Source organism: Allobosea sp. 10L417 (assembly GCF_056395485.1).
On the sequence record NZ_JBFTJP010000005.1, the window covers coordinates 302,451 to 314,920 of the forward strand.

A 12,470-nucleotide genomic window follows, 5' to 3' on the forward strand; every position below is an offset into this window, starting at 1 on the left:
TCCGAGAGCTTCGCTTCACGCTGCGCGCGAGCGGGAAACCGCAGCCGACAGATCATGAAACATCGTCATCACCAGCGGTCGACGGTCGAGGTTGTACGTCTCGACCTCTCGCGCCTGCTGTCCAAGCTTTTCCCATACCTCCGCAAGTGGTGCAAGACGCGCCGGTTGCGCTGCAGCATGCGCGTGCAGGTGGTCGGAGATCCAGCCTTGCACCGTCTCGATCATCACCGCGAAATCGCGCTCGCCGGCCTTGCCGGCGACGTCCTCGGCCAGCGCCAGCAGCGCCGGGGTGTCGACATGCGGCAGCGCGTCGAGGCGCGCCCTCACCGCTTCGACCAGGGCGAGCGTCTCGGGATCGACATAGGTCAGCGCCCGCCGCACCGAGCCTTCGGCAAGGCTCGCGGCTCGCCGCAATGCCGAGCCGTCGAGCGGCGCCTGCATCCGCTCCAGCGCCAGGCTTCCGGCCTCCATCACTCCGGCTTCGTCGAGCGGGGCGAAGGTCAGGAGGCGGCATCGCGAGCGGATCGTCGGCAGCATGCGGCCCGGCGCATGGGCGACGATCAGGAACAGCGCCCGCGGCGGCGGCTCCTCCAGCAGCTTCAGCAGCGCATTCGCGGCGGAGCGCTCCATATCCTCGGCGGAATCGACGATGCAGACGCGCCAGCCGCCCTCGGCAGCGCTCGCGCCGAAGCGGTCGATGACCCGTCGCACCGCATCGACCGGGATGTTGCTGGTGTAGCTCTTGCCGTCCGGCTTGGGCACCCGCCGAAGCACATGCAGATCGGGATGCGACTGCGCCATGACGCGCCGCGAGGCGGGGTCGCTCTCGGGCATGGCGAGATCGCGCTTCTGCGCGGCGCGCATCCGCGGATCGCCGGCAGCGAGCATGAAGCGCGCCGCCCGATAGGCGAAGCTCGCCTTGCCGATGCCTTCCGGCCCACCGAGCAGCCACGCGTGATGCATCCGGCCGGACGAGACCGCATCGAGAAAGGCCCGCTCCTGTGCCTCGTGGCCGATCAGGCTCAGCGTCTCGCGCGGATGCGGCGTAATCGGCAGCCGGTCGGGTTCGTCGCTGGTCTCTCGCATCACGCTTCCGGTCTGGTTTGCAGGCGCTCGCCCACCGCCTTCCACGCCGCTTCCGCAAGCGCCTCGGGGGGCAGCGTTGCATCGAGCAGGACGCAGCGCCGCGGCTCCCGGGCGGCAATGTCGCGATAGGCTTGGCGCAAACTGCGGTGGAAGGCCAGCGTTTCGCCCTCGAATCGATCGACCGCCTCTCCGGGCCGGCGCCGTTTTGCGGCACGGGCGAGGCCGATATCGGGATCGAGATCAAGGATCAGGGTGAGATCCGGCATCAGCCCGGCGACGGTCACGGATTCGAGCGCGGCCAGCAGAGCCGGGTCGATCTTGCCCAGCACGCCCTGATAGACCCGCGTCGAATCGATGAAGCGATCGCAGATCACCCATTCGCCCCCTTCGAGCGCAGGGCGGATTAGGCTGTCGATATGGTCGATCCGTGCTGCCGAGAACATCAGGGCCTCGGCGAAGGCGCCATAGTCCTTGGCCTGCCCCGCCAAGATCATCTCGCGAATAGCCTCGGCCTTGGGCGAGCCGCCAGGCTCGCGCGTCGTCCGGGCCACAAAGCCGGCCTCGCCGAGCCGCCCCGCCAATGCGCGCGCCAGCGTCGATTTGCCGGCGCCCTCGCCGCCCTCGAGGGTGATGAATCGTCCCTTGTCCATGTCGATCCGCTCAGCTCCGGCCCAGCGCCTTGCGGACCCAGCCGGTCGTGGCCTCGAACAGCGCATCGAGCGCGCGGCTCTGCAGCGTGCCGGCCTGCACCGTTTCGGCCGCATAGAGGGGCACGTCCAGCGTTTTGATATCGCCGCGCGTCACGATGAGACGGGCCACTTCCGCCCCCTCCTGGACGGGAACGATAAGCGGGCCGCGATAGACGATACGCGCGGCGAGGCGCTCCGTGCTGCCCCGCGGCAGGAGGAGGCTGATGGCCCCCTTGCTGCGCAGCGCGACGCGCCCCTTCTCGCCGCCATAGACGCTAGCCTCTCCCACGGTCTCGCCATTGGCGAAGAGTTGCCGCCGCTCGAAAGCGCGGAAGCCCCATTCCAGCAGCTTGCGGGCTTCAGCCGCCCGGTCCCGCGCTGTCTTGAGGCCATTAACGACGACGATGAGGCGCTGGCCGTTCTGGACGGCCGAGCCGACGAGGCCAAAGCCCGACTCGTCGATATTCCCCGTCTTCAGCCCGTCGGCGCCGATATCCATCGTCAACAGCGGGTTGCGGTTCTGCTGTCTGATCTTGTTCCAGGTGAATTCGCGCTGGCCGAAGATCTTGTAGAGTTCCGGATAGGTCTTGATGATGTGGTCCGCGAGCAGGGCGAGCTCGCGCGCCGTCACACGTTGCTGCGGATCAGCCATGCCGGTTGCATTGCGGAAGACGGATTTGGTGAGCCCCAGCGCCCGCACCCGCTCCGTCATGATCCGTCCAAAGGTCGCCTCGTCGCCGGCGATCGCTTCGGCCAGGGCGATCGAAGCGTCGTTGCCGGACTGAACGATGATGCCCTGCAGGATATCGGACAGCTTGATGCGGCTGTTGACGATGGCGAACATCGCAGAGCCACCCGAAGGCGCCCCGCCCTTGCGCCAGGCGTTCTCGGAGATGCCGATCTCGCTGTCGAGCGACAGGCGGCCGGCGCTGATGTCCTGAAAGGCGACGAGCACCGTCGCGAGCTTCGCCATGCTCGCCGGGACCATTAATTCGTCGGCCGATTTCTCGTAGAGGACGGCGCCTGTATCCGAATCGAGCAAGACCGCAAAAGGCGCCTGCGACTGGAAGTTCTGGGCACGAACCGGAGCGGCAAGAATGAGAGCCCAGAGCAGGACAACCACGCCGGCGCCCAACCACCGAACCGGCGGCAGAGCCGCAGCAGACAGGTTCGCATAACGAAAGGCGCTCATGCCTCGATGTGAAGCAGAGCGCCCGGCATCAGGTCAAGAAAATTGGCTTCAGTTGCGCGTCGGCGGCAACACGGCCTGGAAAGCGAGCCGGTTGACCAGCTGGGTCCTGGCGAGCCCCTTCTCGGGCACGTTCAGCAGGCTTGCGGACGTGCCGCGCGGCGGCGGCAGCGTGGAGCGCAGCGCAGCGGGAACCGCAACCGGCTTTCCGGCGTTGGCGATGATATCGAGATCGAAAGGCCGGCTCGGCGGCAGCGGGGCGGCACGGACCGGCGTGGCTGCGGAAGCCGGGGGACCGGCGGATGCAAGCGTGGCCATGACCGGCGACGACGGCGAGATCACACGCGTCGTTTGAGGAGCATAGGCCTGCGCGACGGGCTGGCTGACCTCGGGAACCGTAACGGGCTCCGGCTCCGCCACCGGGGCGGGAGCATCGATATCGGCGCTGCGCGTGCGCGTCGTGGCGACCCCTTCTGTGCTGGCGACCATCGTCCGTGCGCTGGTGCCCGGAATCGGCGCCTGGCTGCCGTCGGTGCGGAGCGTTGCGAGCAGGAGATTGTCGTCCGAGCCGGCGAGCGAGGCCTGGCCGAGATATTCCATCTTGATGCGCGCCGTCCCGAGATGGCGGAAGGCAAGCGCATCGGCAGTCTTCTGCGAAACGTCCATCAGGCGATTGCCGTGATAGGGGCCGCGATCGTTGACGCGTACGATGATCGAGCGATTGTTCAAAAGGTTCGTGACACGCGCATAGGCCGGCAGCGGCATCGTCGGGTGCGCGGCTGAGATGCTGTTGCGGTCATAGACCTCGCCATTGGCCGTGCGGCGACCGTGGAAGGCCTCGCCATACCAGGAGGCCAGGCCGACAGCGGCATAGCCGACAGGCTTTTCGTAGGGCACGTAGCGTTTGCCGGCGACCGAATAGGCCTTGCCGACGAGTTGGCGACCGCCGCCCTTCGGCACCTCCTCGCCGTCCGCGACGACGCGCGGGCTGGCGGGGCCGTATTTCCACTGCGGGAAAGCGCCGATCTCCTTGGAGCGACGGCCGGCGGTCTGATTGCCGGCGCAATTGGCGACGAACAAACCAGCCAGCACGACGCAGCCGAGGCGCGCAATGGACGAGACGGAAGAAGACGCTGGCGGCGATCCGGTCACGCTGGAGGAGAGCTCCTTGGCCGAAAAGCTAGCGTCCCGCATCGTTTTGCTCTTCCGCTTTCTGCGCCAAAAACCACGGCTTCGCCAAAGCCGCACGCGCGGCTTGACCGAGTTTTCGGTCAATTCCTTTAAGGGATCATTAAACAGCGAAATACCTGCACCGAGGATCCGCCGAACAGGAGTCCCTGTCTTTGAGCGGGCACAAAGGTGTCCGAACAGTGGCGCATGTCAACCTGCGCGACAGACCTTCGCCATCTTTTCCACCGAGCGTGACCTTAACGCCACTATTGCCGCACGAAGCCAGGCGCATCGGCTTCGCCTGGGAACTATGGCTCGTTTCATCCGAAAACTGCGGTCTAAACCTGACAGCCCCCTTGCAAATCGGCGGCCCCGATTGCATTGAACCATGGCCGGAAGGGTGGCCGAGTGGTTTAAGGCAGCGGTCTTGAAAACCGCCGTGGGTGCAAGCCCACCGTGGGTTCGAATCCCACCCCTTCCGCCAGAATCCCATATTTCATAGGATTATCTGGGCATCTGACCCGCGAACCCACGTTTTACCCACAACGCGAATCAGGGCCTACGGCTGGGTTTTGCCGACGATCTGCCGTGGTGGGATGGCGCTAGACAGCTTCGCAGCGCTTCGCTCGTGAAAATATATCGCTGCCACCAAGCCCTCGGTGATGTCGAGCAGGGTCGATAAATGCTCAGTGGTCGGCTTAAAGCCACGATGCATGGCGGCGTGCCCGGCTTCGATTAGCGCTGCCTTGAAGCTAGGCTGTTGATGTAGCGCGACATATCCGAGCTGAAAGAATTGAGTGATATTGCCGGTGAAAGAGCCGGTGTCGCCGCCGATTTTGTCGATCATCATTATCTCGACAACGGCGCGAATGCCCATCGCAGCTAGTCGGTTCGATCCGTTCTGAAGGGCCGTATAGACCTCGTTCAGGAGCTGACCGATGTCGGTTTCAAGCATCCAGATTGCATTCGGGAAACCCGACATCCAGTCCGGTCGTCGACGCGACAATGGCGGCGGGTAGTAGACTGTGTCGACGATCGGGTTTCCGTCGCCGTCCGACATCTGCGTATAGTCGGTTTCGTGCTGAAGATGAATTCGATCGCAACCCGCGCACTTGATGAGTCTATAGGTGGAGATCAACACCCATTCATCATCGTCACTCACGTCAACTTCGGTGTGAAGAACCAGATGGTTCTTCCTCCCGCCGCAGGTGTTGCAGTGCGCCTTGATCTTCTCGTCCATCCGACACGTGCCCTAAAGTCGATCGCCGGAAGCTATCACGCAACAATCGATCGCGACACGGCACCGATGGCGCCAACCACAAGCTATTGGATGGGCGCTCGACGTCTGCGGTTCTCCCGACTGCTCTCAGCTTTCGGAAAGCTCAGAAGGGTACCCGGCACGCCGTACTTCACCCTTTTCCACTTCCCTGTAAGACCATTGTCGATGCGAATCAGCCGCCCCTCGCTGGCGAGATATTCGCAGACGGCCAGCACGTAGGCGCGTTGACGTTCCTCGGTCAGACCGCTGTTCGTCCAAGGGATAGCGTGGCGGACGTAATCCATCGCGACAGCACCACTCTTATGCTTGGAGGCGTAGGCCAGCACTGCGGATGGCGGTCGAGTTCAACGCGGTCGATCGGGTTCATGATTCGCGCCCCTAATGACGGACGGAGCTGCCACCGGGGGCCGTCATCACAGCCGGGGGAACGCCGAGCTGCACAAGGGAGAGCGTGTCGACCGGGGGCACGAGAAACCGCTTACCGTCCGGCGACATCATCAGGAGGTTCAGCTTATCGGCGACGTACAGAGCTTCTGCGTTCGCAGCGCCGATGGCGTCGACCATCTGGCCGAGCGATACGCTCCGGTCCGCTGCGTCGTCACCCTTACGAGCCGACACGATCTCAAGCGCGAAGCAGTATGCTTTCAGCGCTAGCGCCTGCTGTGTGCGCAGCGTCTCTTCGGCAATCATGCTGACGAGCAGTTCGGTCCGGTCGATGTTCATGTGCATTTCGTGCTCCTGTGGCGCTGAACGGGGTGCTTTTTCGTGGGTCATCCGGGCGGTAGTCGCCAAATCGCCTAGCGGGGATAGGCGTTCGGGCGGAGGATCACGCAGTTTTGCGGGCGAGCGAGATCAGCCACTCCAGTTCCGACAGCGGGAGGTCATTCAGGGGCGGCTGCCAGCGCTGCATTTGTGGTGAGCGCGCGGCGCTCGTGGCATGGTCTGAGCCCGGGTCAATTGTTCGCGCCGGTCAGGAGCGCCTACACACTTGCCTCCTGATGAGGTCAAGGGTGTCTGCGCCGGAGGCGAATGCCGGTTGCCTCGGTCACTTCGGTACTGTGGCGCTTGAGGCGCAAATCGTTGCAGATGGCCCAAGCGCGTAGGTCGCATACCAATCGCCGAGTTTCGGCAATGCCGGCAGGCTTGGACATGCCCGGAACTCTTTATGCTAGATTTTCGAGCGAAACGCCCGGGGTGTTCGGCCGGTCGCCTTTTGGAAGGCGCGCGCGAAATTGGCTGGAGAGGAATATCCCATCTCTGCCGACACACGGGTGATCGAGCCATTCGTGTGCCTGAGCAACTCGGTGGCCCGCTGCACCCTTGCCGCATTCGCCAGGCTGCGAAAGTCGGTGCCAGCCTGACTTAGCTCACGTTGCAGCGTTCGGACGCTGGTAGCCATCGGTCGCGCCACGCGATCGATCGATACGCTGCCGGTGAGGACCTGAGCCCGGACCTGCTCCATGACGACGTCGAGCAGATCGCGTGGAGCGCCGCCGGGCCGGTCTCGGGCCACGTCCTCGATGGTGACGATGGGCCATGCCCCACGGTTGGGAGCAGCCGACAAGAGGTGGCGTTCCATGACGATCGTCACGGCGGGCGCGTTGAACAGGACGGGGCACTGGAAGAGATCTTCGAACAGCCCGATCTGGCGCGGCCGGTTGATATTGAACTCGACGCGCAGTGGCCGCCAGTCAAAAGGCAAATAAGCCCTGAGGACGCTGAGCAGAACGCCGGCAGCCGCTCCGGCGATCATGTCGTAGCCCGTGTGGCCAGCCAAGGCAAAGACGTAGCTATAGCGCGCCTCGTCCCCGACGACGGCGACGGACATCCTGTCATGGGTGCTGTGATAAGGCAGCGCCGCAATGGCCCGCTGGATGGATTGGCCGAGGGTATCGGCCCCCAGAACGTAGCGCCCGAAGCTGCCGTAATTGCCTGCGCTCATCATCGGCGCGATCAGGAGCCCGAAATTGGGCTCACCAGCTGCCCTCGCGGCGGCATTTACGAAGCCGAGGACTGCGGCATGGGGGATGAAGCAATTGCGGCCTTCGGTCAGCTCAAGATCGAAACCCGCCGCGCGGTTTGCCCGTAGAAGCGCGCTTTCCCCGATTTCATGACGCAGGAATGCCGGCAGTCCGTGCAGGATGTGGCTCGAGATGACTGGGATCTCAGCCACGAGCTGGACGCTCCGGAATACTGCAAGGTTGGCGCAAAATGAGTGGTCCCGAAACCCGATTGCTGCTTTGTCGCACAGTATAAGTGCCGCCGGCAAACGGGAAAACCGGCCTTCGTCGTCGTCAATTTTATTATAGTTGGGGGAATTTCGGGCCGTGAGCGCGAGGACGTTGATCAGGCTAGCCATACTGACACTCTTCGCGACCTTGTCGTGCTCAGGAGTGGTGCTGGCGGAAGATTCAACGGGCAGCCCTGGCGATCTGGCTAAAGCAGCGCAGAACCCCGTTGCCGACATGATCAGCGTGCCGTTCCAGAACAACTTCAACTTCAATGTCGGTCCGCACAAGCAGCTGCAGAATGTCCTCAACATCCAGCCCGTGATCCCGATCACGCTCAGCAAGGACTGGAACCTGATCACGCGCTGGATCACGCCTGTGATCTCGCAGCCGGCCCTGACGGTGAATGGCGATCGCGAGTTCGGCCTCGGCGACATCAATCCCAGCTTCTTCTTCTCGCCGAAGCAGCCAACTCACGGCATCATCTGGGGCATCGGGCCGACCGTCGTACTCCCCACCGGCACCGACAAGACCCTCACGTCCGGCAAGTACTCGGCGGGGCCGGCCTTCGTAGCCTTGGCAATCGAGGGACCCTGGGTTGTCGGCGTCCTCGTCAACAATGTCTGGTCCTTCGCGGGCAAGAACAACCGCAGCACGGTCAATGCAATGACGCTGCAGCCCTTTGTGAACTACAACTTCCACGGCGGCTGGTACCTGACATCGTCCCCCGTCATCACCGCCAACTGGGAGGCGGACCACGGCGATCGTTGGACGGTGCCCATCGGAGGCGGTTTTGGGCGCGTATTCAAGATTGGCCATCAGCCCGTCAATGCGCAGCTCGCAGCCTACTACAATGTCGCAAAGCCCAGCGGCGCCGCCGATTGGCAGCTGAGGGCCCAGCTCCAGTTCCTGTTCCCGAAATGATGGGCGAACAAGCCGCTCACGGGGCGCCTCTCGGATGTCGTGTTCGCGCCAAACGCCGACATAGAGGGGGCTCTGAATTGGCCGTTCCTGCATTGTCAATCATCGCCGACGTCGCGTAACTTCATCTTGCTACCTATGCGCGCTCAGCCACAACACTGCGAACCATAAGGAAGTGTTCGAATGATCACGAAACGCGATCTGCTTGGCTCTGCTGCGCTGGCGGCGCTCACGGCCACGATGGCGAAGGCCGACATCGTCTCCCCCCCGGTCATTGAGCAGAACAATTCCGAGTGGCCCAGCCTGTTCGAGGCCAAGGACATCGCCGAAGAAGGCTTCATCTACGGCCTGCCGCTGGTGATGTATTATGCGGTGATGCAGGAGTTCGCCGTCGACAGGAGCTCGGGACAGTTCAAGGCCCCATTCAACGAAATCAAAAACCTGAACCATGTCGCCACCCCGGCGGACACGGCAATCATCACGCCGAACAGCGACACCCCTTACTCGTTCATCTGGATGGATTTGCGGGCTGAACCGATGGTGATCTCGGTGCCGGCGATCGAAAAGGAGCGCTATTACTCGGTCCAGCTCATCGACGGCAACACTTACAACTTCGGCTATATCGGCACGCGCGCCACGGGGACCGAGCCGGGCGACTATCTGGTCGTCGGGCCGGACTGGAAAGGTGGAACGCCCGCTGGGATCAAGAAGGTCTTCTCATCGACGACGCCGTTCCCGCTCGCGATTTTCCGCACCCAGCTTTTCAATCCCGGCGACATGCCGAACGTTGAGAAGGTCCAGGCCGGCTACAAGGGGCAACCGCTTTCCGCCTTCCTCAAGCAGCCCGCCCCGCCCGCCGCGCCCAAGCTCACCTTCGTTCCCGCCAGCACCGCCGGGATCAGGCATAACTTCTTCGAGTATCTCGACGCCGCCCTGCAATTCGTCCCCGAGACGGCAAGGGACAAGGCGGTTCGCGCGAAGCTTGCGAAAATAGGCATCGGCCCCGCCAAGACCTTTGCGTTCAAGGATTTGTCGTTCGAGCACAAGGCCGAAATCCTGGTGGCCATGAAGCAAGGCAATGGCAAAGTCGACAAATGGCTGGCCGGTGGAAACAAGAACATCAACGGCTGGAACATCGGCTCGTTCTTCGGCGACGAGGTCTTCTATAACGGCGATTGGGTGATGCGAGCCGGCTCTGCAAAGGGCGGCCTCCTCGGCAACGATGCCGTGGAAGCCATGTACCCCTACACGCGAACGGACGCGACCGGTGAGCCGCTCGACGGCAGCAAGCACAAATACACCATCACCTTCGCGCCTGGCCAGTTGCCGCCAGTGAATGCGTTCTGGTCGGTTACGATGTATGATGGAAAGAGCCAGTTTCTGGTGAAGAATCCGATCGATCGCTACCTGATAAACTCTCCGATGTTGTCCGCGATGAAAAAGGACGCGGATGGTTCGCTGACGCTGTACCTGCAGAAGGACAGCCCTGGCGCCGACAAGGAGGCAAACTGGCTTCCGGCGCCGGATGATAAAATCTATCTCGTGATGCGCCTCTATTGGCCGAAGCCTGCACCGCCTTCGATCCTGCCGGCGGGCACAGGAACATGGCAGCCACCGGGCGTGAAGCGGGTCTGATAGTAGACGAAAGACTTGGTGCACGCTCCCTAGTCGCAAGGTCATTGCGATAACGCGGTTGTCTACCGTGCCGTCTACAAATTTCGGCATAATATTCAATCGGAATTATCGCCAAGGCGACCCGAAACTGGGTCGCCTAATATGATCGGCTTGCCATTTTCGCTCAATACCTGCGGCTCTTACACTTTCAAACAGGAGATCATTATGTCCAAAACTTTCGCTGCCGTGGCGCTTTCGCTCGTCTGCGCAGCCTCGTCTTCGGCGACGGCCCAGGTTCCGCTCACGAGCTATGTCGACGCCAAAGGCTTCATCGATGTTCAGGCCCTGACCTGCGCGCAACTCGCCGCGACCTTCCAGGAGGACGCCGACGCACTTTCTGCCTGGTATAGCGGTTGGTATAACGGCCTCGCCAAGAAGCATTTCCTTGACCTGAAGAAGGGCAAGGTCGTCGAGCACGAGCTCATCGTCTACTGCAAAGCCAATCCCGATAAGAAGATAATCGAGGCGCTTGCGGTCGTGTTCAAGGATGAGCGCGCCAAGCTCGGAATTCACCTGAAGTAAATATTTGAAGCATCGRCAATCATTTCGGGCAGCTCCAATCTCAGCCAGGATAGAACGTCATGAGCCCATATATCTCAGTCGGGATTGCGCTATCACTCGGACTGATCCTTGCAGGCTGCCAAACTTCGCAATCAAGGCAAGAGCAGCTTGCCGCGATTTGTGCTGATCCGGCCAACCGGCAGCCCAATACCTTCTACTGGGCAGAATGTCAGTCGCTTTATCCGTCGACGAGCCGGCAGTTGCAAAAGGATTACGCGCTTGGCGCTCCGACAGGCGACTGAGGTCGGGACCGGGCCGTGCTGAAAGAGAACGAGCGCGAGCCAGAAAAACCTCGCGAGCATATCAATATTGCATAGCCCCAGTCTCTCCACCCTCTCAAAGGATTCATTCGATATGCCACTCCGCACTATAAAAATCTTTGCCGGAATTGCCTTCGCAGCATGCTCGATCACCGCGCAGGCCGCCGACCTGCCGTCTCGGCGGATCGTACCTGTTGCTCCTTTGCCGCCCGCCTTCACCTGGACCGGTTTCTATGTCGGTGCCCAGGCCGGCTGGGCGCAGACCAGAACCGAACTGACGCCGGGCGCCGTGATCGCCGGGCGGGCTGCCGTTGCTTCATTGCCGAGTCTGAACCGGGACGGCGCTGCGGTCGGCCTGCTGGCGGGCTACAACTACCAGATCGGTCAGCTGGTCCTCGGCGGCGAGATCGACGGCGCAGCCCTCATCACCGGCAAGCAGCGCTTCACCGCGCTAACCGGCGATTTCATCACCGCGCATACCAATTGGGTAGGCTCGGCCAGGCTGCGAGTCGGTTATGCCTTTGATCGCTTCATGATCTACGCAACTGGCGGCCTGGCATTGGCCGAGGCCAAGTCGACGGTGACGGGGACAGGTTATTCCTATGGCGCGGGTGACGGCGCCCGTGTTGGCTGGACGCTTGGTGCAGGCGCCGAATATGCCATCACGAACAATTGGATCGCGGGTCTGGAGTATCGGTACTCGCAGTTCGAGGAGGATACCTACACCTATCCGGTCGGCGTTGGCGGACTCGGGATCATCGGCTTCAAGCAGCAACTGAGCACCAATCAGGTTGTCGGGCGGCTGCTCTACAAGTTCTAGCCCTCTCGGACACACGGCGTCGTGCCGACCGAGCCATCGGCGGACCTTCGGACTCTAATGGGCGGCGTGGTCGTCGAGGATCACGGGGACGATATTGCCGGCCGGCCCCTCAGCCTCGATGGCGTTGAGGAAGCGGATGTACTCCTAGTGCCGATGGCGCTGCATGTTGCGGTCGACGCTGCCGTCGAGGACGTTTAACGCGGCGAACAGGTCGCGGTGCCATGGCGTTTGTATTCGTGGGTCATGGTGCCGGGCCGGCCCTTCTTCAGAGGTAGGCCCGGCTCCGTGAGGTCGAGCGCATGGATCTGGCTCTTCTCATAGACGGACATCACGATGGCATGGGCTTGCGGCTCAACGTAGAGGCCGACCACGTCGCGCAGCTTCCGCAGAAAATTCGGATCTTTGGACAGCTTGAACTGCCGACAGCGATGCGACTGCAGCCTGTGCGCCTTCCAGATGCGCGGCACCGTGCTGGCGCTGGACCATCGGTCGGAGCATGAGGCTTCAGGCGGCATCAGGGTGTGACCAATCATATCTGCCGCGCGTAATCCTTAGCGGGCGCCGGTCTCTGCTGGCAGTCCACGATCAGCGCC

Annotated in this window: 12 protein-coding genes, 1 tRNA gene and 1 pseudogene; 6 read left to right on the plus strand and 8 right to left on the minus strand. The window is 62.5% G+C overall.

Annotated elements, in window-relative coordinates; genetic code table 11:
• Window positions 1–15 precede the first annotated feature (15 nt).
• Genes AC1DE3_RS15515 through AC1DE3_RS15530 form a run of 4 tightly spaced genes read right to left on the minus strand, consistent with a single transcriptional unit; the run spans window position 16 to window position 4,158 of the window.
• On the minus strand, window positions 16–1,086 hold the full coding sequence (locus AC1DE3_RS15515; protein ID WP_476778494.1) for a DNA polymerase III subunit delta': 1,071 nt from the start codon (window positions 1,084–1,086) through the stop codon (window positions 16–18).
• Window positions 1,086–1,736 (minus strand): dTMP kinase, encoded by a 651-nt coding sequence (tmk, locus tag AC1DE3_RS15520; protein WP_476778495.1) that lies wholly within the window; start codon window positions 1,734–1,736, stop codon window positions 1,086–1,088. Before tmk ends, AC1DE3_RS15515 begins: the two co-directional genes overlap by 1 nt.
• Window positions 1,737–1,746: 10 nt before the next feature.
• Window positions 1,747–2,967, minus strand: coding sequence for a D-alanyl-D-alanine carboxypeptidase family protein (locus AC1DE3_RS15525; protein ID WP_476778496.1), 1,221 nt, complete (start codon window positions 2,965–2,967; stop codon window positions 1,747–1,749).
• A gap of 48 nt (window positions 2,968–3,015) precedes the next feature.
• Entirely contained in the window at window positions 3,016–4,158 is a 1,143-nt protein-coding gene (locus AC1DE3_RS15530) for a septal ring lytic transglycosylase RlpA family protein (RefSeq protein WP_476852531.1), read from the minus strand.
• Window positions 4,159–4,528: 370 nt separating this feature from the next.
• Between AC1DE3_RS15530 and AC1DE3_RS15535 the strand changes: the two genes are divergently transcribed.
• Window positions 4,529–4,618 (plus strand) — tRNA-Ser (locus AC1DE3_RS15535).
• Between the two features lie 75 nt (window positions 4,619–4,693).
• On the opposite strand, the gene AC1DE3_RS15540 is transcribed toward AC1DE3_RS15535, so the two are convergent.
• From AC1DE3_RS15540 to AC1DE3_RS15550, 3 genes are all read right to left on the minus strand, one after another.
• Window positions 4,694–5,374, minus strand: a complete 681-nt coding sequence (locus tag AC1DE3_RS15540; protein WP_476765184.1) for a DUF4145 domain-containing protein — start codon at window positions 5,372–5,374, stop codon at window positions 4,694–4,696.
• A 417-nt stretch (window positions 5,375–5,791) separates the two neighbouring features.
• Window positions 5,792–6,142 (minus strand): hypothetical protein, encoded by a 351-nt coding sequence (locus AC1DE3_RS15545; protein ID WP_476852532.1) that lies wholly within the window; start codon window positions 6,140–6,142, stop codon window positions 5,792–5,794.
• A 439-nt stretch (window positions 6,143–6,581) separates the two neighbouring features.
• Window positions 6,582–7,772 carry an AraC family transcriptional regulator gene (locus AC1DE3_RS15550; protein ID WP_476765186.1) on the minus strand — a complete coding sequence of 397 codons (1,191 nt, stop codon included), beginning with the start codon at window positions 7,770–7,772 and terminating at the stop codon, window positions 6,582–6,584.
• Here AC1DE3_RS15550 and AC1DE3_RS15555 point away from each other — a divergent pair.
• From AC1DE3_RS15555 to AC1DE3_RS15575, 5 genes are all read left to right on the plus strand, one after another.
• Window positions 7,741–8,565 carry a hypothetical protein gene (locus tag AC1DE3_RS15555; protein ID WP_476852533.1) on the plus strand — a complete coding sequence of 275 codons (825 nt, stop codon included), beginning with the start codon at window positions 7,741–7,743 and terminating at the stop codon, window positions 8,563–8,565. The two genes, AC1DE3_RS15550 and AC1DE3_RS15555, sit on opposite strands and share 32 nt — an antisense overlap.
• 180 nt (window positions 8,566–8,745) lie before the next feature.
• Window positions 8,746–10,197, plus strand: coding sequence for a DUF1254 domain-containing protein (locus AC1DE3_RS15560; RefSeq protein ID WP_476852534.1), 1,452 nt, complete (start codon window positions 8,746–8,748; stop codon window positions 10,195–10,197).
• 204 nt (window positions 10,198–10,401) lie between these two features.
• Window positions 10,402–10,758, plus strand: a complete 357-nt coding sequence (locus tag AC1DE3_RS15565; RefSeq protein WP_476765189.1) for an HdeA/HdeB family chaperone — start codon at window positions 10,402–10,404, stop codon at window positions 10,756–10,758.
• 59 nt (window positions 10,759–10,817) lie between these two features.
• A complete protein-coding gene (locus tag AC1DE3_RS15570) occupies window positions 10,818–11,039 on the plus strand; it encodes a hypothetical protein (RefSeq protein WP_476765190.1) in 222 nt (73 codons plus the stop codon).
• A 112-nt stretch (window positions 11,040–11,151) separates the two neighbouring features.
• On the plus strand, window positions 11,152–11,877 hold the full coding sequence (locus tag AC1DE3_RS15575; protein ID WP_476765191.1) for an outer membrane protein: 726 nt from the start codon (window positions 11,152–11,154) through the stop codon (window positions 11,875–11,877).
• Between the two features lie 57 nt (window positions 11,878–11,934).
• Here AC1DE3_RS15575 and AC1DE3_RS15580 read toward each other — a convergent pair.
• A pseudogene (locus tag AC1DE3_RS15580) lies at window positions 11,935–12,338 on the minus strand (transposase); the annotation flags it as partial.
• Window positions 12,339–12,470 lie beyond the last annotated feature (132 nt).

Excerpts from the sequence above, each read along its gene's own strand:
- AC1DE3_RS15515 (WP_476778494.1), bottom strand. The coding sequence starts at position 1,086 with ATGCGAGAGACCAGCGACGAACCCGACCGGCTGCCGATTACGCCGCAT.
- tmk (WP_476778495.1), bottom strand. The coding sequence starts at position 1,736 with ATGGACAAGGGACGATTCATCACCCTCGAGGGCGGCGAGGGCGCCGGC.
- AC1DE3_RS15525 (WP_476778496.1), bottom strand. The coding sequence starts at position 2,967 with ATGAGCGCCTTTCGTTATGCGAACCTGTCTGCTGCGGCTCTGCCGCCG.
- AC1DE3_RS15530 (WP_476852531.1), bottom strand. The coding sequence starts at position 4,158 with ATGCGGGACGCTAGCTTTTCGGCCAAGGAGCTCTCCTCCAGCGTGACC.
- AC1DE3_RS15540 (WP_476765184.1), bottom strand. The coding sequence starts at position 5,374 with ATGGACGAGAAGATCAAGGCGCACTGCAACACCTGCGGCGGGAGGAAG.
- AC1DE3_RS15545 (WP_476852532.1), bottom strand. The coding sequence starts at position 6,142 with ATGCACATGAACATCGACCGGACCGAACTGCTCGTCAGCATGATTGCC.
- AC1DE3_RS15550 (WP_476765186.1), bottom strand. The coding sequence starts at position 7,772 with ATGGCTAGCCTGATCAACGTCCTCGCGCTCACGGCCCGAAATTCCCCC.
- AC1DE3_RS15560 (WP_476852534.1), top strand. The coding sequence starts at position 8,746 with ATGATCACGAAACGCGATCTGCTTGGCTCTGCTGCGCTGGCGGCGCTC.
- AC1DE3_RS15565 (WP_476765189.1), top strand. The coding sequence starts at position 10,402 with ATGTCCAAAACTTTCGCTGCCGTGGCGCTTTCGCTCGTCTGCGCAGCC.
- AC1DE3_RS15570 (WP_476765190.1), top strand. The coding sequence starts at position 10,818 with ATGAGCCCATATATCTCAGTCGGGATTGCGCTATCACTCGGACTGATC.
- AC1DE3_RS15575 (WP_476765191.1), top strand. The coding sequence starts at position 11,152 with ATGCCACTCCGCACTATAAAAATCTTTGCCGGAATTGCCTTCGCAGCA.